Origin of the sequence: Photobacterium atrarenae, assembly GCF_024380015.1 — a bacterium.
Classification (GTDB): Bacteria; Pseudomonadota; Gammaproteobacteria; order Enterobacterales; family Vibrionaceae; genus Photobacterium; species Photobacterium atrarenae.
Genome location: NZ_CP101509.1, coordinates 1,771,792 through 1,797,574, shown reverse-complemented (window position 1 = coordinate 1,797,574; position 25,783 = coordinate 1,771,792). Strand labels below are relative to the sequence as shown.

27 protein-coding genes and 1 riboswitch are annotated in these 25,783 nt (G+C 46.8%); of the genes, 17 read left to right on the top strand and 10 right to left on the bottom strand.

Annotated elements, in window-relative coordinates; all coding sequences use genetic code 11:
• Positions 1-73: 73 nt before the first annotated feature.
• Positions 74-252: riboswitch (FMN riboswitch) on the bottom strand.
• Between the two features lie 108 nt (positions 253-360).
• Entirely contained in the window at positions 361-1,338 is a 978-nt protein-coding gene (locus tag NNL38_RS24065; RefSeq protein WP_255391401.1) for a hypothetical protein, read from the bottom strand.
• A gap of 267 nt (positions 1,339-1,605) precedes the next feature.
• Here NNL38_RS24065 and NNL38_RS24060 point away from each other — a divergent pair, with 267 nt between their 5' ends.
• The 10 genes from NNL38_RS24060 (at position 1,606) to NNL38_RS24015 (ending at position 11,124) form a co-directional block, all read left to right on the top strand.
• Positions 1,606-1,797: a hypothetical protein gene (locus NNL38_RS24060; protein ID WP_255391400.1), complete on the top strand. Its 192-nt coding sequence runs from the start codon at positions 1,606-1,608 to the stop codon at positions 1,795-1,797.
• A gap of 209 nt (positions 1,798-2,006) precedes the next feature.
• Positions 2,007-2,282, top strand: coding sequence for an HlyU family transcriptional regulator (locus tag NNL38_RS24055; protein WP_255391399.1), 276 nt, complete (start codon positions 2,007-2,009; stop codon positions 2,280-2,282).
• A 443-nt stretch (positions 2,283-2,725) separates the two neighbouring features.
• Positions 2,726-4,282 carry a Re/Si-specific NAD(P)(+) transhydrogenase subunit alpha gene (gene pntA, locus NNL38_RS24050; RefSeq protein ID WP_255391398.1) on the top strand — a complete coding sequence of 519 codons (1,557 nt, stop codon included), beginning with the start codon at positions 2,726-2,728 and terminating at the stop codon, positions 4,280-4,282.
• A gap of 11 nt (positions 4,283-4,293) precedes the next feature.
• Complete coding sequence (gene pntB / locus NNL38_RS24045) at positions 4,294-5,670, top strand: Re/Si-specific NAD(P)(+) transhydrogenase subunit beta (RefSeq protein ID WP_255391397.1); 1,377 nt, start codon at positions 4,294-4,296, stop codon at positions 5,668-5,670.
• A 195-nt stretch (positions 5,671-5,865) separates the two neighbouring features.
• Entirely contained in the window at positions 5,866-7,308 is a 1,443-nt protein-coding gene (vxrA, locus tag NNL38_RS24040; protein WP_255391396.1) for a sensor histidine kinase VxrA, read from the top strand.
• On the top strand, positions 7,283-7,951 hold the full coding sequence (locus tag NNL38_RS24035) for a response regulator transcription factor (protein WP_255391395.1): 669 nt from the start codon (positions 7,283-7,285) through the stop codon (positions 7,949-7,951). Before vxrA ends, NNL38_RS24035 begins: the two co-directional genes overlap by 26 nt.
• Complete coding sequence (locus tag NNL38_RS24030) at positions 7,951-8,817, top strand: DUF2861 family protein (protein WP_255391394.1); 867 nt, start codon at positions 7,951-7,953, stop codon at positions 8,815-8,817. Before NNL38_RS24035 ends, NNL38_RS24030 begins: the two co-directional genes overlap by 1 nt.
• 187 nt (positions 8,818-9,004) lie before the next feature.
• On the top strand, positions 9,005-10,210 hold the full coding sequence (locus tag NNL38_RS24025) for an NnrS family protein (RefSeq protein ID WP_255391393.1): 1,206 nt from the start codon (positions 9,005-9,007) through the stop codon (positions 10,208-10,210).
• A 62-nt stretch (positions 10,211-10,272) separates the two neighbouring features.
• Positions 10,273-10,449 (top strand): YoaH family protein, encoded by a 177-nt coding sequence (locus NNL38_RS24020; RefSeq protein ID WP_255391392.1) that lies wholly within the window; start codon positions 10,273-10,275, stop codon positions 10,447-10,449.
• 159 nt (positions 10,450-10,608) lie between these two features.
• Positions 10,609-11,124: an HD domain-containing protein gene (locus NNL38_RS24015; protein WP_255391391.1), complete on the top strand. Its 516-nt coding sequence runs from the start codon at positions 10,609-10,611 to the stop codon at positions 11,122-11,124.
• Positions 11,125-11,217: 93 nt separating this feature from the next.
• Here NNL38_RS24015 and nadE read toward each other — a convergent pair whose 3' ends face one another.
• Positions 11,218-12,054, bottom strand: a complete 837-nt coding sequence (nadE, locus tag NNL38_RS24010) for an NAD(+) synthase (protein WP_255391390.1) — start codon at positions 12,052-12,054, stop codon at positions 11,218-11,220.
• Between the two features lie 183 nt (positions 12,055-12,237).
• Between nadE and NNL38_RS24005 the strand changes: the two genes are divergently transcribed.
• Entirely contained in the window at positions 12,238-12,777 is a 540-nt protein-coding gene (locus NNL38_RS24005; protein ID WP_255391389.1) for a nicotinate-nicotinamide nucleotide adenylyltransferase, read from the top strand.
• Positions 12,778-12,799: 22 nt separating this feature from the next.
• A complete protein-coding gene (locus NNL38_RS24000) occupies positions 12,800-13,327 on the top strand; it encodes a hypothetical protein (RefSeq protein WP_255391388.1) in 528 nt (175 codons plus the stop codon).
• Between the two features lie 44 nt (positions 13,328-13,371).
• On the opposite strand, the gene NNL38_RS23995 is transcribed toward NNL38_RS24000, so the two are convergent.
• Positions 13,372-14,049: an AraC family ligand binding domain-containing protein gene (locus tag NNL38_RS23995; protein WP_255391387.1), complete on the bottom strand. Its 678-nt coding sequence runs from the start codon at positions 14,047-14,049 to the stop codon at positions 13,372-13,374.
• Between the two features lie 273 nt (positions 14,050-14,322).
• Between NNL38_RS23995 and NNL38_RS23990 the strand changes: the two genes are divergently transcribed.
• Positions 14,323-15,429 (top strand): 1-acyl-sn-glycerol-3-phosphate acyltransferase, encoded by a 1,107-nt coding sequence (locus NNL38_RS23990; protein WP_255392327.1) that lies wholly within the window; start codon positions 14,323-14,325, stop codon positions 15,427-15,429.
• A 43-nt stretch (positions 15,430-15,472) separates the two neighbouring features.
• Here the strand turns inward: NNL38_RS23990 and NNL38_RS23985 are convergent, their stop codons facing one another.
• On the bottom strand, positions 15,473-15,847 hold the full coding sequence (locus NNL38_RS23985; protein WP_255391386.1) for an OmpA family protein: 375 nt from the start codon (positions 15,845-15,847) through the stop codon (positions 15,473-15,475).
• 243 nt (positions 15,848-16,090) lie between these two features.
• Positions 16,091-17,020: a LysR family transcriptional regulator gene (locus NNL38_RS23980; protein ID WP_255391385.1), complete on the bottom strand. Its 930-nt coding sequence runs from the start codon at positions 17,018-17,020 to the stop codon at positions 16,091-16,093.
• 429 nt (positions 17,021-17,449) lie between these two features.
• Between NNL38_RS23980 and chrA the strand changes: the two genes are divergently transcribed.
• Positions 17,450-18,601: a chromate efflux transporter gene (gene chrA / locus NNL38_RS23975; RefSeq protein WP_255391384.1), complete on the top strand. Its 1,152-nt coding sequence runs from the start codon at positions 17,450-17,452 to the stop codon at positions 18,599-18,601.
• Positions 18,602-18,732: 131 nt separating this feature from the next.
• Here the strand turns inward: chrA and NNL38_RS23970 are convergent, their stop codons facing one another.
• The 4 genes from NNL38_RS23970 to NNL38_RS23955 form a co-directional block, all read right to left on the bottom strand.
• A complete protein-coding gene (locus tag NNL38_RS23970) occupies positions 18,733-19,212 on the bottom strand; it encodes a YceB family lipoprotein (RefSeq protein ID WP_255391383.1) in 480 nt (159 codons plus the stop codon).
• Between the two features lie 539 nt (positions 19,213-19,751).
• Positions 19,752-20,627, bottom strand: coding sequence for an RNA polymerase sigma factor RpoS (gene rpoS / locus NNL38_RS23965; RefSeq protein WP_255391382.1), 876 nt, complete (start codon positions 20,625-20,627; stop codon positions 19,752-19,754).
• A gap of 1,061 nt (positions 20,628-21,688) precedes the next feature.
• Complete coding sequence (locus tag NNL38_RS23960) at positions 21,689-22,117, bottom strand: hypothetical protein (RefSeq protein WP_255391381.1); 429 nt, start codon at positions 22,115-22,117, stop codon at positions 21,689-21,691.
• Positions 22,118-22,262: 145 nt separating this feature from the next.
• Positions 22,263-22,760, bottom strand: a complete 498-nt coding sequence (locus NNL38_RS23955) for a helix-turn-helix domain-containing protein (protein WP_255391380.1) — start codon at positions 22,758-22,760, stop codon at positions 22,263-22,265.
• 290 nt (positions 22,761-23,050) lie between these two features.
• Between NNL38_RS23955 and NNL38_RS23950 the strand changes: the two genes are divergently transcribed.
• From NNL38_RS23950 to NNL38_RS23940, 3 genes are all read left to right on the top strand, one after another.
• Positions 23,051-23,458, top strand: coding sequence for a hypothetical protein (locus NNL38_RS23950; protein WP_255391379.1), 408 nt, complete (start codon positions 23,051-23,053; stop codon positions 23,456-23,458).
• Positions 23,442-23,621 carry a hypothetical protein gene (locus tag NNL38_RS23945; RefSeq protein ID WP_255391378.1) on the top strand — a complete coding sequence of 60 codons (180 nt, stop codon included), beginning with the start codon at positions 23,442-23,444 and terminating at the stop codon, positions 23,619-23,621. The genes NNL38_RS23950 and NNL38_RS23945 overlap by 17 nt, the downstream gene beginning before the upstream one ends.
• A gap of 61 nt (positions 23,622-23,682) precedes the next feature.
• Positions 23,683-25,008, top strand: a complete 1,326-nt coding sequence (locus tag NNL38_RS23940; protein WP_255391377.1) for a hypothetical protein — start codon at positions 23,683-23,685, stop codon at positions 25,006-25,008.
• Positions 25,009-25,056: 48 nt separating this feature from the next.
• On the opposite strand, the gene NNL38_RS23935 is transcribed toward NNL38_RS23940, so the two are convergent.
• Positions 25,057-25,521, bottom strand: a complete 465-nt coding sequence (locus NNL38_RS23935) for a phage protein (protein WP_255391376.1) — start codon at positions 25,519-25,521, stop codon at positions 25,057-25,059.
• Between the last annotated feature and the right edge of the window lie 262 nt (positions 25,522-25,783).

Sequence of the window (25,783 nt, the reverse complement as noted above, 5' to 3'; positions counted from 1 at the left end):
GCTACAGATAGGTGCGAGCAAGCCGACGCAATTCAGCGTCAGTATGTCATGTATAGCTGAGGCATAAGCCTCCACTGATCCTCTTTCATCCGGACTGTAACCGTCGGCTCTGGAATCATGCTTGTTTAAACACTGAACCAGATCTGCTGACCTTAATCACGTTCAAGTCATTAAGCGCTCGCGGGCTTTTCAGGCATTTTTGAACCCTGAACTACCGCCGGTGGGGAATTTCACCCCGCCCTGAGAATGCTCTGGCATCTTAGAAAACTCATTCGTCTGACGCAAGAGAAAGCGCTGATCTTACGTAATAAGTTTGAACTCAGTAGCCGGCTGATGACTTCGTGTACAGCTGGGCGTTGACTAATTCACCTCTGATTTTGTGGCTGAATGTTCAGGTACAGTACTCTCTGCCGTGCTGAATGATTCCGCTTTTTTCAGGCGTCGTGACAGGCTCTTGACCAGCATCGGCAGGCAGTAAGTCGGCAGTTGCATGGCGGCCATCAGGATCAGGAAATCCGGACCAAGATAGCTGCCGGCAACCGTAAAAGTAAGTAGGGTATTTCGATTAGCTGAAGTTATCGCGGCTAACAGTCCATCGTTGATACCCAAGCGGCGATAACAGAAATAGCCTGCGATAAAATACAGCGCACAAATCGCTAGGCCTGTCAGCAGGTAAAATACGCCACTGCTGACTGATTGATCGAATGTTTCACGAAACGAGCCGATGAGTCCAAAGGGAAAAGCCAGTACCAACAGGATGGTGAACTGGGATAGTTTGCCGTGGATACGATGCAAAACCTGATGTGGCACAAACCGGTAACAGAGGGCAGAGAACAGCATCGGCCCAAAAATAAAGATCAGCAGGCGCTGGATATAACTGCTGAGATCGAGCGTGACACTGTCATCCTGAAAAAGCAGCAGGTTAATATACAGCACGGCAGGCATCAGCAGTGTGGAGGCGATGGTCATTGCCATCGCTTTTAAAGGCTCAAGCCCAACTGAACGTGCAATCGCAGGGGTTGCAAACAACGATCCTGTGGCCGCAACCGCTGAGATGGCCAGTAAGAGCGAGTTGCTCGCGTCCAGAAGGAAAGCAATGGTACAACTTATCACAGACAGGACGATAGAATGGAACAGGGCATAAAGCCAAATTTCTGCTTTTGCAAGCAATTTTATCAGCATACCCTGATGCATCCCGATCAAGGTGAATAACATCAGACAGAAAAGGACGTAGGGTAAGAAGGGGAACAACTCAGCCGAAGCGCTCGGGAAGAGGAAGCCCATGATTGCTGCAAAAATCAGTAATGATGAAGAGTGTTTCGAGAGCAGGCTTAGCATAGTTTAAACTTTTGATTGATTGTTGCGATATTGTTATACAAAATATTCGATGAATGCAAGAGGGTGCCTGAAATCTCAGCGTAAGACGTGTTTTGTGGGTAATTATTCATCTGTGTGTATGGTTTATTTGTTGGGTTGAAAATGCTTGTAACGGCCTGTTAACTAATTAGAAAATCTAATGTTGACATCGAAATATTGTCATTTTTACGAGTAAAATGAAGCGGTTATTATGACTCCAGTTCAGAATGACAACAAAGAGAGGCAATCATGGCACAGGCACTGAATTTTGATACCATCGCTACGAATGTTGTAATGGAGAAAAAGGCCTATGCGGTTAACATCAAAGGATTGATTGCACACGCATTGGATATTTTATTTGGCGGCGAGTCTGCACCTAAACAATATAACGTTTCGGAGCTTCCTGCCCACTTGCAAAAAGATATTGGATTATATCGCTAAGGTAGCATTCGCCACTTAATTTTATAAACGCTAGCATCTGCTGGCGTTTTTTTATTTGTAAAATTTTTCCTGGGTGTTAATGAAATGTTGAACTGATGGGTGTGTGATGATGGTGGAGTTTTTCGCGAGATTTTCATCTGCGTTTAATTACTTTTCATGAGAATATGGCATTATACCAAAGTATATGTACGAGCCACGGAGATATTTAGGTGGGTTTTTTCTCAAAGTTATTTGGATTAGACAAAGAACCGAAGGTTGTTGAAGCGGAGCCGGTCGAATATGAAGGGTACCGGATTTACCCTGAGCCGATCGCAGAAAATGGCCAGTACCGCATTGCGGGACGGATTTGTAAGGAAATTGATGGCGAGGTGAAGACCCATACTTTCATTCGTTCTGATCTGCTCGCTTCAAAGCAAGATGCGGAAATCTTCATGATCGAGAAAGCCAAAATGTTCATTGATCAGACCGGCGAGAGTATGTTCTGATTTTTGAGTGAAAAATATGTCGGTACCTGCCGCCGGCATATTGCTTTGATAAGGCAGGCGCAATAACTGAAGTAATCGTGTTGGATAGCGCATCAGGGAAGATTGGTTGCAGCGTACAATTCTGGCCTTGTGCCATCTCCCTTCGATGTGTTTAAAACGGGTATTTTGATGTTTCAGAATACTTTTTTGGATGATTTGAGTGTTTACCTGTAATGAACTGGCAGTTTATTCGTCTTTTTGATGAAAATTTACCAACTTCATTTGAGGTTTGACCTCTGTCCATCTGTATTAAACGTTCTTTTATTTCGGTTGTAAGATAACATCCGGGTTCGATAGAGACGTTTATGTTTGAAAGTTTTGTATTATTCCTACAAGGTACTTGATATTACCGAGTGGGTTGGATACAAAAATAGAACTTCTTTGCCAATGTTCAGGGAATAATAATGCTAATTGGTGTGCCAAAAGAAATACTCGCCAATGAAACGCGAGTGGCTGCGACGCCGAAAACGGTCGAACAGTTATTAAAAATGGGGTTCAGCGTTGCGGTAGAGCACAATGCTGGTATTCATGCAAGCTTCGACGATGCGGCTTATCAAGCTGCGGGTGCGAGTGTGGTGTCCACAGAGGAAGTCTGGCAGTCAGATTTGATCCTGAAAGTCAATGCGCCTTTGGCCGATCCGGATGCCGGAGTTGATGAGTTTGAACTGATCAAAGAAGGCGCGAGCCTGGTCAGCTTCATCTGGCCGGCGCAAAACCCGGAGTTGCTTGAAAAACTGTCGAGTAAAAAAATCAATGTGATGGCGATGGACTCTGTGCCGCGTATTTCGCGTGCTCAAGCGTTGGATGCGCTGAGTTCTATGGCAAACATTGCTGGGTACCGTGCAGTCGTGGAAGCAGCACATGAGTTTGGTCGTTTCTTTACCGGTCAAATTACAGCGGCCGGTAAAGTGCCGCCAGCCAAGGTTCTGGTGGCTGGGGCTGGTGTTGCCGGTTTGGCTGCGATTGGTGCGGCGGGAAGCCTCGGGGCGATCGTACGCGCGTTTGATGTTCGTCCTGAAGTGAAAGAGCAGGTTGAGTCCATGGGTGCGGAATTCCTGGAAGTTGATTTTCAGGAAGATACCAGTACCGGGGACGGTTATGCCAAAGAGATGTCTGATGATTTCAACAAGGCAGCAGAGCGTTTGTACGCCGAGCAAGCTAAAGATGTTGATATCATCATCACCACAGCCTTGATCCCGGGTCGTCCGGCGCCGAAATTGATCACCCAGGAGATGGTTGATTCGATGAAGCCTGGCAGTGTGATCGTTGATCTGGCGGCCGCCAACGGTGGTAACTGTGCGTATACGCAAGCCGATAAAGTGGTGACCACTGAAAACGGCGTCAAGATTATTGGCTATACCGACATGGTCAGTCGTTTACCGACGCAATCTTCGCAGCTGTACGGGACTAACCTGGTTAATCTGCTGAAACTGCTTTGTAAAGAGAAAGACGGCACGATCGACATCGATTTTGACGATGAAGTGCTGCGTGGTCTGACGGTGATCAAAGAAGGCGAAGTGACCTGGCCGGCACCGCCGATTAAAGTTTCAGTGGCTCAGCCTCAGCAAGCAACGAAAGAAGTTGTTGTTGAGAAAAAAGAAGAAGAGCCAGTTTCGCCTGCGAAAAAGTACGGCCTGATGGCGGCGGGGATTGCCGCTTTTGGTTGGGTTGCGAATGTTGCCCCGGCTGAGTTCCTGTCCCACTTTACCGTCTTTGTTCTTGCCTGTGTGGTCGGCTACTACGTGGTTTGGAATGTGACTCATGCGCTGCATACCCCGTTGATGTCTGTGACCAATGCCATTTCCGGCATTATCATTGTTGGTGCTTTGCTGCAGATTGGGCAGGGGATCGGGGTGGTGACTTTCCTGGCATTTATTGCCGTGCTGATTGCCAGCATCAACATTTTTGGTGGTTTCACCGTGACCAAGCGCATGCTTGAAATGTTCCGTAAAGATCAATAAAGGAGTAACAAATGTCTGCAGGAATCGTACAAGCGGCATATATTGTTGCTGCGGTACTTTTTATCATGTCACTGGCGGGACTTTCCAAGCAGGAAACAGCACGCGCAGGGAATTATTACGGGATCGCCGGGATGGCGATTGCACTGATTGCTACGATTTTCGGTCCGGATGCGCAAGGCACCGGCTGGATTATTCTGGCGATGATCATTGGTGGTGCGATTGGTATCCATTTTGCCAAGAAAGTTGAAATGACCGAAATGCCTGAGCTAGTCGCGATTTTACACAGCTTTGTCGGGATGGCTGCGGTGCTGGTCGGTTTCAACACCTTCCTGGATCATGGGGACCTGACCGGGGCGATGCTCAACATCCATCTGGTTGAAATCTTCCTCGGCGTATTCATCGGTGCCGTTACCTTTACAGGCTCTGTGGTTGCGTTTGGTAAACTTCGAGGACTGATTTCGTCCAAGCCGCTGATGCTGCCGCACCGACATAAGTTGAATCTGGCAGCTGTCATTGTTTCCTTCCTGTTGCTGATGATGTTCGTCAACGCTGAAGGTTCCATGTTCGCACTGATTGTCGTGACCCTGATTGCATTTGCGTTCGGCTATCACCTGGTAGCTTCCATCGGTGGTGCTGACATGCCGGTTGTGGTCTCCATGTTGAACTCCTACTCGGGGTGGGCTGCTGCTGCGGCTGGGTTTATGCTGGCCAACGATCTGCTGATTGTGACCGGTGCGCTGGTTGGTTCTTCGGGTGCGATTCTGTCCTACATTATGTGTAAGGCGATGAACCGCTCCTTTGTGAGTGTTATTGCCGGTGGTTTCGGGACCGATGGTTCAGCATCTACCGGGGATGAAGAGCAGGGCGAGCACCATGAAGCTTCTGCTGAAGAAGTGGCAGAGATGCTCAAAGATGCGCGTTCCGTCATTATCACACCGGGATACGGCATGGCCGTGGCTCAGGCGCAGTACCCGGTTCATGAGATCACGGAGAAACTGCGCAAGAAAGGCGTCAACGTCCGCTTTGGGATCCATCCGGTTGCTGGTCGTCTGCCAGGGCACATGAACGTGCTGTTGGCAGAAGCAAAAGTACCGTATGACATCGTGTTGGAAATGGATGAAATCAATGATGATTTCGAAGAGACCGATGTGGTTCTGGTGATTGGTGCGAACGATACAGTCAACCCGGCAGCGCAGGAAGATCCAAACAGTCCGATTGCCGGAATGCCGGTCCTGGAAGTTTGGAACGCCAAGCATGTGATTGTGTTTAAGCGCTCAATGAATACGGGTTATGCCGGTGTTCAAAACCCGCTGTTCTTTAAAGAAAACACGCAAATGCTGTTCGGTGATGCGAAAGAGTCTTGTAACAAGATCCTTGAGCATATCTAAGTTATTCAAGCATTCATCAAGTGTTTGAGGGGGCCTTCGGGCTCCCTTTTTGATCGCGGAAAAGATGCGGTTAATGCGTTGTTCTTAAAGTGGAATCGTGACAATTGCACTTTTTATGGGCAAAGGGGCATGAATCTTTTTGATGAATGACAATTTGCTGACATATCACCTGAATTGAGTGATACACTTGCCGACATGAAAAAGTATGCCTTATTGTTTTCACTGTTGATTTCAGGGGGAAGCCTCGCGTCAACGGATACCTTGTCTGATCGTATCGATGCAGTCCGTTCTGAGTTGCTCAACAGTGAACCCCTGGCGACGTATGATTTCAGGCAGTTACAAAGTCGTTTTCCCAACCCTCTGCTGCTGCCATCTAGCTTATTACCGCAATCTTCGGCATATCCGCTTAAATCCCTGAGACGGCTTTACGCCAATGCTATCAGCTGTAAAGGGCCCTGGCCGGTCAGTCCGCTGGTGACGCATCCGGTTGTCTTTACGCGGGCGATTTGTAATAACACTAATTTACCTCGGGGCTGGTTTGTCCGTTCAGGCTATATTCATCCGGGCGGTGGTAGTTATGCGTTCCGGTATATAGAAAAGCATCCGGAAGCGGAGGCGTCGCTGAACGGCTATTTGCATATTCAGGAGCGAGGTCTGGCACCGACGAACACCGCATTGGGCCGGTTGCAGCGGATGAGTAGTGAGGAAATCCAGGTTTACATTGCCGGGGCGAAAACCTTTATCTCCAATGGCGAGTTGTGGATTCGAAACGGTAATGAATACCATGTTTATGATCAGCCGACCTGGTCGCTGGCGCTGAATAAATATGACATGCATTTTATCCGGTTGAACCAAACGGACTTCTGTCTGGTCAAAAGCGGGAATATTTGCTGGCAGGAAGAAGATAAATCTCAGCTGACCTTTTATCTGCTGGTTGGCTTGTTGGTCGGCAACATCACCTTGTTGGTTGGCTGGGGTGTTTACCGGTTACGGATCCGCCGCCGGGCCATGCAAGAGCGGATGTTGGTGTTACAGATCTTAACGCACGAGCTACGAACGCCGATTGCCAGCTTGGGGATGACGGTTGAAGGCTTTCGGCGGCACTTTGATGCTTTGCCTGAAAGCCTATATGATGAGTTCAGGCGGCTGACTGACGACGCCAGGCGATTGCGCCAGCTGGCAGAGGCCAGTAAAGATTATTTACAGGCAAATCAGCAAGAATTAAGTGTTCAGCAGGTTGAATCCTTTAATGAATGGATGGAATACCTGAGTGAACCCTATGAAGACGTGTCGTTACAGTTGGATGAAGACCGTTCCGTTTACGTCAATATTTATTGGCTGGGTACATGTATCGACAATTTATTGTCCAATGCCCAGAAATATGGCACTGCGCCAATCACATTATCGTCATCGTTTCGTGATGGAAAGTTGATTGTAAGAGTTGAAGATAAGGGACAGCTTGGGTCGAAAGACTGGGCTCGATTAAGAAAGCCCTTCGTGAGCGAAAAAGGCTTGGGGCTAGGTCTTACAATCGTAGAATCGATGATACGTAGAATGGGGGGACGCATGAAACTACAAGGTCCGCCTACCACTTTTATTTTGGAGATACCGTGTGAATCAAACTCTGCTTCTGGTTGAAGATGACCAAAACTTAGCTGCTGGTTTGCTCGAGAGCCTGCGAGAAGCAGGCTATGAATGCCTCTACGCGGATTGTGCAACAAAAGTAGCCGATTTATGGTCTCAGGCTGATCTGGTGGTTTTAGACCGCCAATTACCTGAAGGTGATTCGTTAGATTACCTGAATGGCTGGCTTGAGAGTAAGCATGTCCCGGTGATCCTGCTCACCGCGATGGTGTCTATTACTGATAAAGTCGACGGCCTGGATTCTGGCGCGAAAGACTATCTGACCAAACCATTTGCCGAAGAAGAGCTGCTGGCTCGGATCCGGGTTCATTTACGTAGTGGGGATGAACAACCGGTACAGGCCGCTAATGTGATTTCTGTCGGTGAGATCGATATCGACCTGGACAGTCGGGAAGTGCGGCAAGGGGAAGAAGTCATTGTGCTGACTCGGACCGAGTTCGAGCTATTGGTCTTTTTGGCCAAGCACTCCGGGCGCGTGTTTACCCGGGATGAGTTGTTGGATCAGGTGTGGGGTTATAATCATTACCCGACGACGCGGACGGTCGATACTCATATTTTGCAGTTGCGACAAAAGTTACCGGGTATTGAAATTGAGACCTTGCGAGGTGTCGGCTACCGGATGAAATCATCGAAGTAATGCAAAAAAAGCTCTCTTTCACTTGTTCACTGCTGCTCTTGAACTCAGTGCTGTCGGCACCGAGTTTTGCCGCTGGATGGTTTACTGGGCAGGACGTTTACACGGTCGCTCATCAGCGTTTACTGGAAGGTAAAACGACAGATAGTTTTGGCAGCATTGTCCAAGCCTGGCAACAACAACCGGATGAAACCCAGCAAGATAACTTGAATCAGTTGTTGCGGCTGGCGATTACGGAAGATTGTGGTCGTAGTCTGTCTCAGGTCGCCATGCCGGATTGGTTACCGAACCTGGCGATTCAGCGGGAAGTGATTCAAAGTGTGAATCAAACGTTGCTAAAGCTCTCGATCAACGGGACGAGTCGAACAGAGCTAAGAGAAGTTCGTCTATCGCGCTGGCCGGATCTGGATCTGATTGTTGCGACGCCGAGCGTTGCTGAAGGAGGCTATTTCAATGCCGAAGCCCGTCGGCTGGAAGCGCCTGTTGAAGCAGGGTTGTATCAGCTGACGATCACGACCGCCCAGGATGAGACTCTCAATCAATGGGTGGTTCTGACTTCGCCTTCGGCGAAGCAGCGGATTGGCTGGAAAGACAGTAAAAACTGGCGAATCGAACAGGGGGGCCTGCCTAACCCGGCCTGTCCGTCGGAAGTGCTGTCGATGAGCCTGTATGATCTCAATGACACCAGTTGGACACCGCTGTGGACCGAAAATGTCGATGGCCGTTTACCAACAACCTTACCTGAGATTGATGTCGCAGATGGTCGCTACTGGCTGAGTGTCGGCCTGATTGAGAGCCGCTGGCAAGGCAGTATCGCAATTCTTGATATTCAGCGCATCACCCGTCCAGTCGACTACCCTGGATTTTAACCCGAAATATTGATTTCTTGGTCAATATGATGCCACGCCGGCAAGTTTCCCTTGCCTGCGTGGCATTGTTTTATCTGCTAGGCGATTCCTGGCGTCAGGTTTCCATTTGTTGTTAAAGATGTATTTTCATTACACCTTTTAAGGTGTATTATGTATGCATGTTTAAAGTGACTCGATAGGTAGCCACATGATGCAGATTATTGACCAAGCCAAAGAGCAGCGAATTCCGCCGTTGTTCCGTCTGGCGTTTCGGCCGTTTTTTCTTGCCGGGAGCGGATTTTCAGTACTCGCGATGTTGCTCTGGGCAATGTTCTGGTCCGGTAGTATCAATCTATCCGGCTTAATGTATGGCAACCCGGTTTGGTGGCATAGCCATGAAATGTTGTTTGGCTTTACCGGCGCAATTATTGTTGGCTTTCTGCTGACTGCGGTACAAAACTGGACCGGTAATCCCGGTGTTAGAGGATGGCGCCTTGCCAGCATTTTTGCCTGTTGGCTTGCTGCGCGGGCCGGGTTACTTTTTGCCAGCCCGAGCTATCTATGGATGGGGCTCGATTTATTGTGGATGCCGCTGGCTGCTTATTTCCTGGCCAAGCCCATCGTTGTCCGTAAGCAATGGAATAATTTGTTTTTCTCGCCTTTGATCTTATTGCTGACCTATCTCAATGCGCGTTTTCACTTGATAGCGATGGGTGTATCAAGTGATACCGTGCACAACGTATCCATGATGGTCATTGTCACTATCTCTGTGATTGTACTGGTTGTTGGGGGCAGGGTGATCCCTTTCTTTACCTGGCGCGGTACCCAAACCGAGCAGATCACCCGAGTCACCTGGCTCGAGCGTTGCTCACTGCTCCCTTGTTGGCTGTTGCTGGCCTGTGTGTTGCTCCCCATCCCTGATGCGGTTCGTCAGACCGCATTACCCGGCTTGTTAATCGCGACAGGGGTGTTTAACCTGATCCGGTTTGCTCGTTGGCGCACCTGGTCGACGCTGAAAGTACCGCTATTGTGGCTGCTTCACTTTGCTTATCTGTTTATGATCCTTGGCCTGTTGCTCCTTGCCGTGAACCAAATGTTTGGCTCCATTAGTTACAGCGTCGCGTTACATTTTCTGACGGTCGGCGGCATAGGTGCGATGATTCTGGCCATGATTGCCCGGGTGTCGCTGGGCCATACCGGACGCCCGCTGAAAATTCGGCGTTGGATGGTGGCAGGATTTGTGCTGATTGTGCTTTCGGCTTTGACACGCACGCTACTGTTGATGTTATTCCCGGCGATGGCAATTAGCGGATATGTGCTGTCAGCGTTGTTATGGGCGGGTGCATTTGGGATCTTTACGGTGGTTTATTCCCCGATCCTGACTCGGCCGCGAGTAGACGGGCGACCGGGTTAGTGACATTAGAGCGGTTTATGCCTAGAATGTTGCTCCATTTTTCATGAGTAGAAATAACAGTCATGCTGAATAATACGCCAACATTGACGCACGAGCAGCAGCAACAAGCCGCTGAACGAATCCATGAACTCATGGCTCAGGGGATGAGCAGTGGGCAGGCGATTATGATGGTCGCGAATGAGATTCGTGAAGCCGATGCGAAACAAAAAGCACAGGTAACCGACGAAGACGCTGATTAACAGCGATGGACGTTCCTCTTACAGGCACCAAGCGGTGCCTGTTTTTCCATCAAATTGTGCGTAAAATCTCAACTGTATCAATAGGGCTTAGCAAATTCGTCAAGGCTGAAATACACTTGAAACGTAATTTTTTCTATTGTTTTTAACGCAGGGGGACGGATGAATAATCGGTACTTGAAAGCGCGTACGTTAGCCAGAGCCAAGCATCAGGGCCAAATGTATGGCAATGTTCCGTATTATGTCCACCTTGAAGCGGTTTCTCACCTTGCCAGTCCGTTCGGGACTGATGCGATGGTTGTTGCCCAGCTCCATGATGTCATTGAAGATACGCCAACCAGTGTGGATGAGCTGGCTGCTGATTTCGGCTCTATCGTCGCGGATGCGGTTGCCTATATCAGTGATGCTAAACTCGACGATCGATATTCACGAAAAGCGGAAATTCATCAGCGCCTGGCTGCGCTAAATGTTGACGAGGAAGCGGCCAGAATCGCTCTGATCGTGAAAGCTTGTGATCGGCTCGCGAATGTGCGGGCCAGCTTGCATGGTAAAAGAGCCTATTTCACTGTGTATCAGGAAGAGCATTCGAGCTTTAAGCAGGCCGTATATCGTCAGGGACTGTGTGAAGCAATTTGGTGGGAATTGGACAATTTAATGAGTCGCTCCCAGGCATCCTGAGCTGCGACATCAAAAAGGGGCTATACGCCCCTTTTTTATTGAATATCAAAACTTAAAACTGCTGATACCTGAAAATATCGCTTCAGATAGGTATCAGTCTTGATCATAAATGGTCGGGATCGGTTGGCGCTTGTGCTGGGTTGCCTGATAGATTTCGACCAAACGTTCAGCAACTTCTTCTTCAACCGGCTTGCCTTCCAGAAAATCGTCAATTTGATCATAGGTAACCAGCAGCGCGTGCTCATCAGGCTTTTGCGGTGCCAGTTCTTCCAGATCTGCGGTTGGTACTTTTTGTACAAGCACTTCCGGCGCGCCCAGGGTTGCAGCCAGAAGACGAACTTGGCGCTTATTCAGACCAAACAGTGGTGCTAAGTCGCAGGCACCGTCACCAAATTTGGTATAGAAACCGGTAATATTCTCAGCAGAGTGATCGGTGCCCAGCACCATACCGCCCACCAAGCCGGCAATCTCGTATTGAGCAACCATACGGGCACGTGCTTTTACATTACCTTTGACGAAGTCTTGCTTGAGGTGGCATTCCGAAGCCAGCGGGGTACTCTCTAGCGCTTCCAGCGTACTGTTATGCAGGCCATCAACACCGTTCTTGATATTGACGCTGACAGAGTGGGTCGGTTGGATAAAGGAAAGCGCCAGTTGGGCTTCGTCTTCATCATGCTGCTCACCGTATGGCAGGCGCACGGCGATGAACTGGTAGTCCTGAGAGTTGCTTTCATCGTTTAACCGGTTGATGGCGAGCTGCGCCAGACGCCCACACAAGGTTGAATCGACTCCGCCGCTGATCCCGAGGACCAGGGATTTACAACCGGTTTGCTTCAGTTTACTCTGGATGAAGCTGATACGGCGTTGAATTTCAAAATCGACATCAATTTCTGGTAAAACGCGCATCTCCGCGCGAATAAGCTGTTCCATGGTGGGATAATCCTCAGGGCCTTGCCCGCTTTCTAATCAAATAGCCAGACGAATTGTAAAAAATTCAATCTTGGCATTAAACCTTTCTCAAAATCATGCGATAACTCTCTAAGAGGATCAATCCTGAACAAACGATAAAATCAAATAAATCAAAAATCGGTATAAAAAAGGGCCATATTAGCTATGTCAGCATCGATTGCCGTCTTCGGCAGTGCATTTAATCCGCCGAGTTTAGGTCATAAAACTGTACTGGAGCGATTGAAACATTTTGACCGGGTACTGCTGTTGCCAAGTTTTGCACACGCTTGGGGCAAGGTGATGATCGATTTTGAGGCCCGTTGTGATCTGGTTGAGGCCTTTATTTCTGATCTAGGATTGCCGAATCTTGAGTTATCCCGGATGGAGCAGGAGATGGCGAAAGGCAATGAATCCATCACGACTTTTGCCGTATTAACTGAATTGCAGCGGCGGCAGCCGGCTGACCAACTGACTTTTGTCGTGGGGCCGGATAACTTTTTGAATTTCGAGAAGTTCTTTAAGGCAGAAGAGATTTTGAGCCAATGGCAGGTACTCGCCTGTCCGGAAACCGTCAATATCCGCAGCACTCAAATTCGTGATAATATTGTCAATAATAGGCCTGTTTCACATTTAACGACCCCACGAGTCGCTAAAATGCTCGAAGACAGAGAACGTTACCGTTTTCAATATGACCCGGAACCGTAGTTTGTAGTGTTGTAAGAAAAGCATGAGTTTGGTGAATTGTAAGTGGATTTTCCATGCCGCCGTGTTAGGGGGCAGCTTGTTGCCCATGGGCATGGTGTGGGCACAGGGCTGTAATAGCGTGTCTGTAAACGCATCTCTGCAATTGACAGTACAGGAGCAAGTGATTTACTCAAAACCTTGCCATGCGAAAGCGATTCCTTTCCCGGATGCAGGTCAACGCTCGACCCAGAAAATTATGCCGTTGGCGGAGGAACAACGGGGCGAACAAGGATTTTGGGATAATTGGTCCGGATACAGTGAGTCCCCGGTATTGTCCTCAAATACGAAATCAGCCTATTATGGCGTCGGTGTTTGGCTGCCGGATAAATACCAGGATGTTGATGTACTGACCCTTGAAGATGCGCAGCAATGGATTCGAAACCATGGTCTGCAAATGAGCCTGGGTATTGGCGGTGAGGATGGTCGCTCTGCTAGGTTTCGGGTTGATTATCGCTGGCACGAAGAAAATCTTGACGATCTGTTTTTACAGGTAGAAATCCCTTTCCAATAATGAATCTCGGCGCGATTGTCACCGAGACCATTCGATGAGCCACTCTAAGATAATGGGTGGCCCAAGATCGGTTGTGCGAGTGCGACAAGGGTTTGCGGGGAGATATTGAGCGCTTCGGCGATTTGATCCAATTTACGACCTGAGCGGGACAAGCGCAGGGCTTCACGCATGGTCAAGCATGCTTCAAACTCATTTACCGAGCATCCCAGATGCACATCCAAAGCTGAAGGCTCTGCGATCTTGTCACCTTTCATTAATCGTGTAAGTTGAGCTATTTCTGTCTGCGGCAGGTCGGGACTGATGGCGTTTGTATGGACCGCCAGAGCCGTGACTTGATCGGCCATAACGTTCAGCAGGTTTTTTTCTACCCCTGGTGTTGTTTGGAAAGTTTGCTTGCTTTGGTGACGTTGTAACTCACTTAACAGTGCTTTAATTAATGGACTTACAGCGAAAAAACCGGCTTCCTGACACTGTGGTGTGGTCAATCGAGCGGAGAATTTAACGGTGTCATAGCGTGTGCTGGGTAGCACTGTCAGGGCATGCAGACAATTGAAAGGGATCCAGAATCCTTTGCCTTTGGGTACTAAAAATTCTTGTTTACCCAGCCGGATGAGCGCAGCACCTTCATGAACGACAATCATATAGGAAATATGGCTCTTACGACGAGCGCCTACGTGGAGGAACTGCTGAAGCGTATGCGAAAATTCTATAGCTTGTTTCATAGTAAGTCTCTGGCAAAAAAGCACGCACATATTGTTCTGTTTTCTCTAAACCGTCAATAACACCGCCGGTATCTGTCCTTAATTGGCGCTTTTTTGGCTGAAATTGCTACGCTAACAACAGACACAAGGCTCAAAACTGGGGTAAGGTGCCTGAAATCTATCCATTGTATTGTGGTATGACCTCCAACCATTTGTGATCTGGAGCCATGTCATTGGGCAAACCGATAAATCTGCGTAAAATGGCGCGGTTTTTATTACAGATGAAACATGATTGTGCAAACAAATAACGACATTTATAAAGAAATCCGACCTTACAACGATGAAGAGGTCAGTGAAGCGATTGAGCGTCTAGTGAATGATAAAGAATTCACAACCGCGATTCTGAACTATCGCTTTCCACAATTTTCCGGTGTATTGGGGTGGCTGCTGATCCCTTTAATCAAGCGCTTTCTGATCTGGAAATGGTCGAATGTGAAGACAGTGGCTGACGTGCAGAAGCAAGTTGCACGTTATATGGAAGCGACGATTGACCATTCATGTGACGGTGTCACCCAAAGTGGCTTGGAGAAACTAGATCCGAATCAATCCTACTTATTTGTCTCCAACCACCGCGATATCGCGATGGATCCGGCCATGGTGAACTGGTGCCTGTATAAAAATGATTTCAACACCGTCCGTATTGCCATTGGCGATAATCTGCTGAAAAAGCCTTGTGCGACAGAGCTGATGCGACTCAATAAAAGCTTTATTGTGAAGCGTTCGGCGAAAGCACCCCGAGAGATGATGAAAGCTCTGGGGTTATTGTCCGGTTATATTTCTCACTCCCTTGAAACGGGGAATTCGATCTGGATCGCCCAGAAGGAAGGTCGGGCAAAAGACGGAGATGATAAAACCGATCCTGCAATCCTTAAAATGTTCTATATGGAAGGCCGGAAACGTAAACAGTCGTTCAGTGAATTTATGGCTGGCCTGAAGATTGTCCCCGTTGCGATTTCGTACGAGAATGATCCGTGTGATGTGGCTAAGGCCAAAGAGCTTTATGAGAAAGAAACGCTGGGTCGTTACGAAAAGGGCGAGTTCGAGGATATTGAGAGCATTGTGCAGGGAATCGTTGGCCAGAAACGCCGTATCCACGTCAGCTTTGGCGATGTGATCCAGTCGCCGGCGGACACGCCGGAAGCTTTGGCTGAAACGATTGATCAGCAAATTGCAGCGAACTACTATCTCTTTCCGGCGAACTATATCGCTGCGGGAATTGAACATGAAACGGCAACCGATTCAGAAAAAGCCCGTTTCGCAGAGAAATTGGCCGGCTTGCCGCATGGCGTTGCTGCGATTCTGAAGAAAATGTATGCCTTCCCGGCGTTGAAAAAACAGTAAAATGTCTGGCAGCACTCTTGATGACTGCTGCCATCATTTCCTTTCAAAAAGCGGGCTCTGATGTCGGGCTCAGCGTTCTGACAATGACCTGTGGGGCAAGAACTTCGACGCGTCGGTTTTGCTGCCTCTCTTTTTCTGTATTTCCAGCAGTGACCGGGTCACTCTCACCTGCTGCAACTAACTGAATTCTTTCTTCTTCAACTCCGAAAACAGATGCAATGTAGATCGCGACGCTAAAAGCTCGTTCGTAAGATAAGACAATATTCTCTTCTTCAGTCCCACTATCATCGCTGTGCCCAATGACGATGACATAGCTATCGGGGTGCTGTCGCAGCCGAATCGCGATAGGGTCCAGTATTCGTTGGTTGTCCGATTCAAGCGCATAGCTGTCTTTTTCAAAGTAAATGGTTTGTCGCATTTCCGGCAGCTCAGTAAGCAGAATACTGGCATGCGGTACCGCATGAGGGCTGGAGCGGACAGGGTTTCCAGTGACCTTGTCACCTTCTTTGCCACAGGCCGCGAGGAGCACACCACACAAGAGCAAAGCGAGGGATCGATGAAACAGTTGCGGGCTACATGGCATTGCTAAACCAAAGATTACAAGACACTCCTTTAGGTTTAGAACAAATGACCAGATCCACAACTGTTTTGTGAAGAAGGTTTAGCCCTGGGTGATAGGATTGAGCTCTCGATAAGGGGGAACCGACATCCGCTCTGACATAAAATCGATAAAAGAGCGGACTTTAGGTGCCAGGTACTTTCGACGCGGATAGACAGCGTAAATCGGCAATTCAACATCCGCTTCCCATTCCGGTAATAACTGGACCAGTTTTCCGGTATCGAGCTCATCAGTGATTAAGTAGGTTGCCAGATAAGCGATGCCCAGGCCTGACATGGCAGCTTCAAGGACGGCTGGCGCATTATCAATCCGATAGTTGCCTCGAGCACGAATTGATTGGCGAACGCCATCACGCACAAATTCCCAATTCACATATTTGCGCTCTCGGCTCTGGTAGGTAATACAGTTATGTTTGCGCAGTTCACCTGGTGACTTTGGTGTCCCGTGCATGGCGATATATTCCGGCGATGCTACAACGGCAAACCGGCAATCCGCGAGCTTGCGGGCAACCATCCCCTCCGGAGGATGTTCGTGTATCGCCACCCAGCAATCAAATCCTTCTTCCAGCAGGTTAGGGCGGTGGTCGAATAGGCTCACTTCCAGTTCTAGATCCGGATGGGCCTTCTGAAACTCAGCCAAGGCAGATGTGATGTGCGAATTGCCGAACGACTGGGCAATACCTACCCGCAACACCCCTTTAATTTCATTGCGGTAACCTGCCACCATGGCTTCGGCTTCATTGACGGTGTCGAGCAGTTGCTGACCATATTCAGAATACTGCAGACCGATATCTGTCAATGCCACAGCACGTGTACTCCGCTGTACCAGTTGACATCCCAAGCGCTCTTCAAGTATCCGGATCTGCTTACTGACTTGAGACTTAGAGATCCCAAGCCGCTCGGCTGCACGGGTGAAATTCTGCTCATGGCCGACAGTTGCCAAGATCACCATTTGTTGAAGATTTTCTAGCATAAGGGAGAACCGCATAATAAAGACGTCGAAATTATACCATTGATTATTAACCGGTAAATGCTGCTATAAAAAATCTGTGACAATGTCACATCAATATTACCCGGTAAATCAAGCGCCTTACTTGTAGCCTGTGACCCCATATTGTTTTTACGAAGGCGAAACTGCGCTTGTTTAGAACAATTAACTGATTCTCCTGACAAGGAATAGATCAAATAACCCTTTAAAATCAATTATTTATAACCATTGTTTCTCCAGGGGGATGGTGCTTGGTGGTTTTTGTAATTAAATTTTATCACCTGAGTTGGTACAGAATGATCATCTGATCGGCGATGATCTTTGCAAAATCGATGTGATTAATTTGGTTAATCAAGGTGAACGATTTCATCAATTCGCTGGAGTGTCCTATGATGCAGGCTCACAGGAGGCATTATGTATCTACAGGTTTTATATCGATTCTTCATCCTCGGGCTTTATAGCTTCGGTGGCCCGGCGGCCCATATCGGTTATTTTCAGCGTGAGTTTGTGCTGCAGCGTAAATGGCTGAGTGATCAGGATTTCACTCAGGCGGTTGCCTTGTGCCAGTTTTTGCCTGGGCCGGCCAGTAGCCAGTTAGGTATGTATATTGGCTATTCGAAAGCAGGCTATCTGGGGGCGTTGGCAGCCTTTCTCGGATTTACTTTTCCATCGTTCATGTTGCTGACCGGGCTTGCGATCGGCGCTCATCAATTTGCGGATAACACGGTGATCGACAGTGTGATTCATGCGGCGAAACTGTTGGCTGTTGTTGTTGTGGCAGATGCGCTATGGGGAATGGCTAAGAAAAACCTGACCAATGTGATTACCGTGGTTACGGCAGTTGCGACTGCCGCGAGTGTTTATTTCAGTACCGGCCTGTTAGGGCAGATTGTCCCGATATTATGCGCTGCGCTGCTTGGTTACGTGATCTCCTTTAGCCGCGGTTCGGATGCAGCAGCGGTGAACCGACAGAGCAAAATCCGACCAAACGTTTTCTTACTGAGTGTATTTACCCTGTTGTTGTTCGGGCTACCGCTGATCGCCGCAATGTCACCATGGGCGTATTTATTCAACACTTTCTTTCAGGCGGGCAGTTTTGTTTTTGGCGGTGGGCACGTGGTCCTGCCGTTATTGGAACCTTTGGTGCATGGTATGGTGACGCAGGAAACATTTCTGAGTGCCTATGCGTCGGCACAATTGGTGCCGGGCCCAATGTTCACCATGGCAAGCTACCTCGGCTCTGCGATGATGGCTGACAGTCCTGTGCTGGGAAGTGCTGTGGCGACCCTGGCCATTTTTCTTCCCGGTGGGCTCTTGTTGTTTGCATTTCTGCCGGCATGGCATGCGCTAATGGTTCATCCAAAACTGAAGCTGTCATTGACCTTGGTGAATGCTTGTGTCGTTGGCCTGTTAGCTAGTGCATTCGTATCTCCAGTCATCGAAACCTCAATAACTTCTGCGTTTGACTTAGTTGCGGTATTCATCGGATATGCGCTGTTAAAGTATCGCCAGTGCCCGGTTTGGATATTGATCCTGGCATTTTGTGGATACAGCATTGCGATCTAACCACTATTATGAGCGAGCAGCGGCTATTGACCGCTGCTTTGTCTTTAAACCTAATGCACTATAACTTTTTATATAGCTACAAAATCAAAACAACGACTCCATATAATGAACAATAGATGCTATACAACAGATTACATCTGTACCACCAGAGCATGATTTTTGATTTTTAACTCTGGCCGGGCTGTTTTCAGCAAGGACTGTTTCATGTCTTCATCATCGAGACGGTAAACAGGTTGGGTAAGGATCAGATTACCGACCATCTCGATGATGGGGGAGAGCAGTTGTTTAGTCGCAAAATTGGTAAAAGTGTCTGGCGTCAAATCGAGAGATTCTACCTTCAAATCTTTCAGGAAAATCGCACCCTCACTCTTATCATAAAATGGAATGGCACTGAAGTTGGCCTGGATGGCCACTTCTTGTTGCGGCTGACCGGTGATCATGATTTTGGCGTGAGATTTCGCATCTAAATTCACCCGATCTTCAGTCACACGGCCTATCCCGATCTTCAGCTCATTAAACTTCACGTTGGCATGAGCAAAACCCTTTACCCCCACGGTTCGCTCATAGCTGGCACGACTGTTTAAGTACTCCTGGATTTCAGACTCTGTCACACTGTAACTAACGCAGGAGGCCAGTGTCGTAAGGCATAGCAATACAATGATACTTCTCACTGAGAGCTCTCAATTTTTCGTCAAAATAACGGTAAGTATGACTCATGCCTGAGTCGATGCCAGTACAGTTTCAAGACGTTCAAATACAGTACTTGAATTCATCCTTGTACAGCTTTTTGAGCTTCTTCCTGTATTTTATGCCTTGCTTATTGGTGTAACCTTGTCGCATTTTACTCTGAATCTTCTCTATTTTTTCTCTTGTTTTCAGGCATTTATTATTCGAGTTTCCCTTGGCCTCTGCAGTATAAGCACCGCTCACCATCAGGCACAACAGGACTGTTATCCAGATTTTAGCCATTATCATTCAACCTCCACACGAAAATTACATGAGCGTACGAAGACGGTAACAATCCAGATAGTAAAGAATGGTACTTTTGCCAGTCAGCACGCAAAGTACCTGAGCTGGGAGACAAGTCAATTAAGTGAAAGTGAGAGGAGAGTTCAAAGCGCGCCGGAATCCAAGCGCGCTTTTGAATCCATTAGGCGATTTCAGAGAAGAGAACTTCTAAATCGTAGTTACATCGTAACAAATTATTTCTCAGTTTCTTCAAGGAGTTTACTTGAAGTTGACGGATCCGTTCGCGTGTTAGGCCCACTTCATCGGCAACTTGCTGTAACGTCTGCGCTTCATAACCCAGCAAGCCAAAACGGCGGCAAATAATCTCTTTATCACGTTCGTTCAGACAATCCAGCACTGATAGGGCAAGACTCGCAACGTCCTGGTTCCCAAGTACCGTTTCTGGTTTCTTCGAGCCATCATCCGCGATGAAGGCAGAAATTGACTGCGCATTGCTGTCATCGGAGACTGTTTGATCAATCGACATGACAGGTGCATCTAATGCCAGGACAGATGATATTTCTTCAACGTTGCGCTCTAGTTTGGTCGCTATCTCTTCGTGACTCGGCTCCTGGTTGGTACTTTTTAAGAGCTGCTTGTGTGTTCGAAGAATGGTGTTAATTTCTTTGGAGACATGGACAGGGAGGCGAATTGTCCGTGCCTGGTTGTGGATCGCCCGCTCAATTGTCTGCTTAATCCACCAGGTTGCGTAGGTCGAAAAACGAAAGCCCCGTTCAGGGTCAAATTTTTCAACTGCTGTAATTAATCCAATATTTCCCTCGTCAATCAAGTCACTTAACTGCATGCCACTACCACGGTACTTTTTGGCAATACTAACAACAAGCCTTAAGTTACTTTCGATCAGTGATGATTTTGCATTTTTATCACCACATAAACTTTTTCGACTAAAATGTACTTCATCAAATTTCGTTAGCAATGGCTTTTTAGCAATTTCTTGTAAATATAAATGTATTACATCAATATCAAAACCGTTGATATCATTTCCTTTGATATCCATATGACCACCCTCATTTATTTATAAATGTGTATTTGTTATTATTTCCACACAAAAACACACTACCATATGAATGTGACATATTCTATTCAACTATGGGCATAATATTGCCACTGGGTATACTATTTGGTTATTAATCGGTCTTTTATATTCTATTTATATTTGTACGACATAATAAGTTATTAACAAAATTGTAAGTAGAAAGGTAACAAAATTCTATCCAAGATAAAGCTACACAATTCAAAAATTGAGTGTTAATCATTTTTTGCAGTACTTATGATTTTCATTGAATGATATAGATACAGCTCAAGTGATAACTTTGCTTACATGATTCGTGTGAACGTTACAAAGATAAACTCGTGAAAGGCGTGTGATTTAGCTATTGTTCACGTTTGAATCATAAAGTCATGGTATATCAATGACTTAAAGTTATGGCAGCAGTGGTTATCTTTAATATGTTTCACAGAATGATAAGTAGATTAAATCACAGTTTTCAAGTACGTTTGTTTCGGTTCCGAAAGTGGGAAAAATATCTTTCGTTTAACACCAAACGTAACAATAAAAGCTTACCGCGAGGTGTTCGTAATCATAATCCCTTGAATATTGAATTTAATCAGCAGAATCAATGGCAGGGTCAACTGGGTCATGATGGTCGGTTCGTCATTTTTGAAAGTTCAACTTATGGTTTTCGAGCCGGTACCCGAATATTACGCAGTTACCAACGACGCAATATCAATACAATTTACAATATCGTTCATACGTTTGCACCGAGCCATGAAAATAATAGCGAACATTATGCCAATTTGGTCAGCCAATGGTCAGGATTAGGGTAACATCAGCAACTTGACTTGAGTGATAATGATACCGCGGCTAGAGTTATCCAAGCCATGGCCAGAATGGAAGTCGGGTACCAGTACCCACTGAGTGAAGTGATGCAGGGCGTTAAACTGGCTTAGATGGGTGACAATGTAACTTATTTTGGTGGTTTCTATTATCAGCAGTATGGGTTGATGAACCTTTCAGCCCATCAACTCATGACTCTTTCTTTGGCAGCCTGGCTTAAGCTATACGGAGAAAAAACCAATTGAATATAATAGGTGTAACGGTGCTGTAACAACCAGATAAGAGGCCCAAAAGCAGGCAATGGTGATACATAAGACACGAACGCTGGAATGGCATGTGTACTTATCTGATTTAATGATCACGCTTTTCCGGAGATGGAACTTTTGAGACAGCATGTATGCTACGAGGATATATACAAGGGTAAATGCAATCGACGGGATACTTTGGGGAACGAAGGGAGCTGCAAATATGAGTGAAATGATAAAGGCAATCCCTAGCACGATTGTTACTTTGCTATGGTTGTCTTTTTTGAGTATGGAAAAATTAGCCCAGATGAAATACAGCATCCCAACGGGGCCGCCGAGTGCTCCGAAAGCCACTTGTTTTGGTGTGTAGACCTGAGTCATTGCTGTTTCTTGATTATTGTTCATGTTTAGATGAAGCCCTGTGAAAGCGTCAGTGGATATCAAACTCTAATATCAATACATGAAAAATGATGTAAAGGAAGAATTATTCAGCTTACGGGACAACTCTCAATAAATAGCGTACATGGCTGAATCATGTGTTACTCATTAATCAAATGGACTCTCTGAGCCTATAAGGTAAACTTTTGTCGCTGCGGCATTCAAACCAGTCATGGGCGGAGCCGTCAATCTGAACCAGTTCGCCGAGACAGTCCCGGCGATGACGCGGTTGATAAATTCGGGGTTTGCGTTTGGCATGGGGAACCCATAGACCATCGGCGATCATCCATTGGCGCAGGTTTTCCAATGAGATAGAAATGTTATGGCACTCAGTGAGTTTTTCATAGGTCTGCGTTGGTCCAAAATCCAAATAGCATTCACGAATAATATTGAGACATTGGTATCGAATATTCTCATTAATTTTGTTTGATGAAGGTTTGCCTCGACGCTGATGGATGATCCCAGCTGCACCCATTTGGTGAAACCGAGTCACCAGGCGTTGGATCTGACGGGTGCTTAGTGAAAGAATACGAACGGCATCCGAACGTCGAATACGTTTTTCACATACGTCACGAATAGCACTCAGACGTAAAATCTCTTTGTCATTCATGGTTACCAACATCTTTTGTTTATCTCACACAGACCAGATAGATACTGAACCCGCATGTGCATGTGCATGTGCATGTGCATGTGTGCTGCGCTGGTCGGTGCCGCAAAACCTGTTCCCGGCGTGGGCGCAGCGGTTAGAAAAGTTATGGGGTAACGGATTCGCCCACCTTGAGCGCATCAAAAAACCGATGGCTGCCGGCAGCTACATCATTAAAGCGGTGGGCTATGCCGCCAATGTCAGCACCAGTTACAACTTGGTGGTAATGGAATCGCAGGTGCTCAAGCTGTCCCGTGCTCGCAACGACCCTGTCGCTTCTCCAGCAGTGGCAGACCAACAAAGCGAAGGCGAGGGAGCGCACCGAGCGCATCCGGGAAGCCAAAACGCAGGCCAAAATCCGCCGGATTCAAACCAGCGACGACAACGCCGCCGAGCTGGACCGACTCAGCATTGCCCAGCGTGGCTGGAAGGACGAATACCTGTTACTGGTGACGACCACGCCGCTGATTCTGTGCTTTGTGCCCGGCATGGTGCCGCATGTCGATGCCGGGTTCGCCGCGCTCAACACGGTGCCCGAGTATTACTGGTACGGCTTGGCAATGGTCTATATCGACTCGTTTGGATTCCGCCGCATGCTGCGGCAGGCCATCGAGAATTGGCATAAAAATAGGTTAGGGGGCTTGCATGGGCGAACTGATTAAGCTGTTTACCGAGCTGGGTATCGACCCACCAACCCTGATTATGTGTTATCTGCTGTTCCGGGCCGTCAAAGCCCACGAAACCGTGCTCGATGAGCTAAGAAAAATGCTGGCCCAGCATGAAAAGCGGATTATGAAATTAGAATGGAAAAATAACAAAGAATAACTCCATCCTTGCTTAAGTCACCAAGTGCATATTAAGATGTTTCTTTTAAGGAGGTGATATTTTGGATGTCCTGAACAACCGAGAATTAGCGACAATATTTTGGATGTTTGTTTTTGTCTTTTGGGTGTACCTAAAAAGTAAAGATAACGACATCATACAAACATCCATTAAAGGCTTCTTCTCAGCCGTTTACAATAAGTCGATTTTAATCGCTTTAGGGCTGATGTTGATTTACGTTTCATTAGTATCAATAATGTTAGCCAAAATAGATGTCTGGGATAGCGGTCAATTTAAGAACTTATTCATTTGGATTGTAACTGTTGCACTTGTCAACTTCTTCAACGCAAACAAAATAAAGCAAGATAAGAATTACTTTAAAAACACTCTGTTAGCTAACTTCAAAATAGTCGTCCTTATTCAGTTTCTAGTGAACACATACACATTTGACTTTATTGTGGAGCTAATAATAATACCTGTGTTTACCTTGATTTTCATGATGATTGAGTTTTCAAAAACAAACGAAAAGTATCATAAGATTAAGGTGTTGCTGAGCAGGTTTATAGAGCTATCAGGAGCCATTATTATTGTGTTTGCAATATACAGCCTGATTGATAACCCTGATGAGGTAATAAGCAAAAAGGGCTTTAATAATCTTGTAGTTCCAGTTGTTTTGTCAATAGCTATACTACTTTATATGTACTTGCTTACAGTGTATATTAGATATGAGGGTGTTAGAAATAAAGTTAGAGTTGCCATACCTAACAAGGCTTTAAGACTATATGCATTAACAATTTCTCAATTGTTTTTCAGAGGGTCAATTAGCACAGCGGAGTGGTGGGCAGATACTCTTTTTACAAAGGACCTAACATCGATAAGTGATGTGAATGACTCTATTCACTTAATCAGGAAGATGAAGCGACTTCAAGAAAAACCTCCTACTATTCCATCAAAAAATGGATGGTCACCATACCTTGCCAATACATTCCTTGAGGAATTCAATTTAAATACCAAGCACTACAAGAACTTGTATGACAATGAATGGTATGCACAATCAAACTATATGACAATTTCAGCTCTGCCTAAAAAATCCATTGGTGGTAATGATGTGCATTATTCAATATCAGGTACGTTCCATGAAGTTAAAAAGTTAACGTTAAGCTTAATTATAAATAGATCATCATCAGAAAAATCTGCTGTAGATGAATTTTTAAAGATTGGTAAGTCACTGTATTTAAAATCCCTTCATAAGCCTATGCCAGTTGAATTTGAACATGCACTCAAGAATCACGAAAAGTTCACAATAAAATCCCAAGGTAAAGCCGTTAATGTCCAAACAGAAAGTTGGGGAGATAGTTGTTCTCAATTGAAATTATGTATTGAGGTTTAATTTAAAGCCCGCAATCGCGGGCCTTTTCATACCCAAAGGCGAGGGAGCCTACTTGCTGGCACGTTTGGCCTGTGCCTTGCGGTAGGCCTTCTTTTTATCTTTGGTCACGGTGTCACTTCGTGGTTCTTGCAGGCGACGGCCACCACGGAACGGCAGCGGCGTGACGACATTGGAGCGAACCGGCACATAGTCCAGCTCATACATTCGTTTCAGCGTGTGGAACTCGTCAAACCGAAGTGCCCATGATTCCAGCTCTTTGGGGCTGAAACGGCGACCCTCGGGCGTGACAATTACGCAGTATTCCTCATCAATCCGAAAACCTTGCCAGCGGGTATCATCCGGCAGGTAGCCACGGGCGCGGATAATCAGCAGTTTTTCAGCCATCGGATTGACGTCAACTTCGCCGGTGAGCCAGCGTTTGACGGTAATGGGCCGGACATGAAACCACGCCGCCGCCTGGTCGATGTGGTCGAAAGTCAGCCAAAAGAGTCGTTTGAATGATTCATGCAGCATGATGAACCTCGCAAAATTAATCGGTTTATCTAAGTTTTTCTCGATTGATTGCAAGGCTATTGATTATTGGTATCTATCAAGCGGGCAAACACCGCCGACAAATGTCATCATGACCAACAGGCCTTGTTCTCAGGCATTCAAAACTACCGGGTAATCAAAGGGCTTAAAATCGGCAAAGTTTAGTTTAACCAACTGTTTCTAAAGGTTTTTATGTCGATATTACGGCGGGTTTCCAGACTGACTCATTAATTGTTAAATTTAC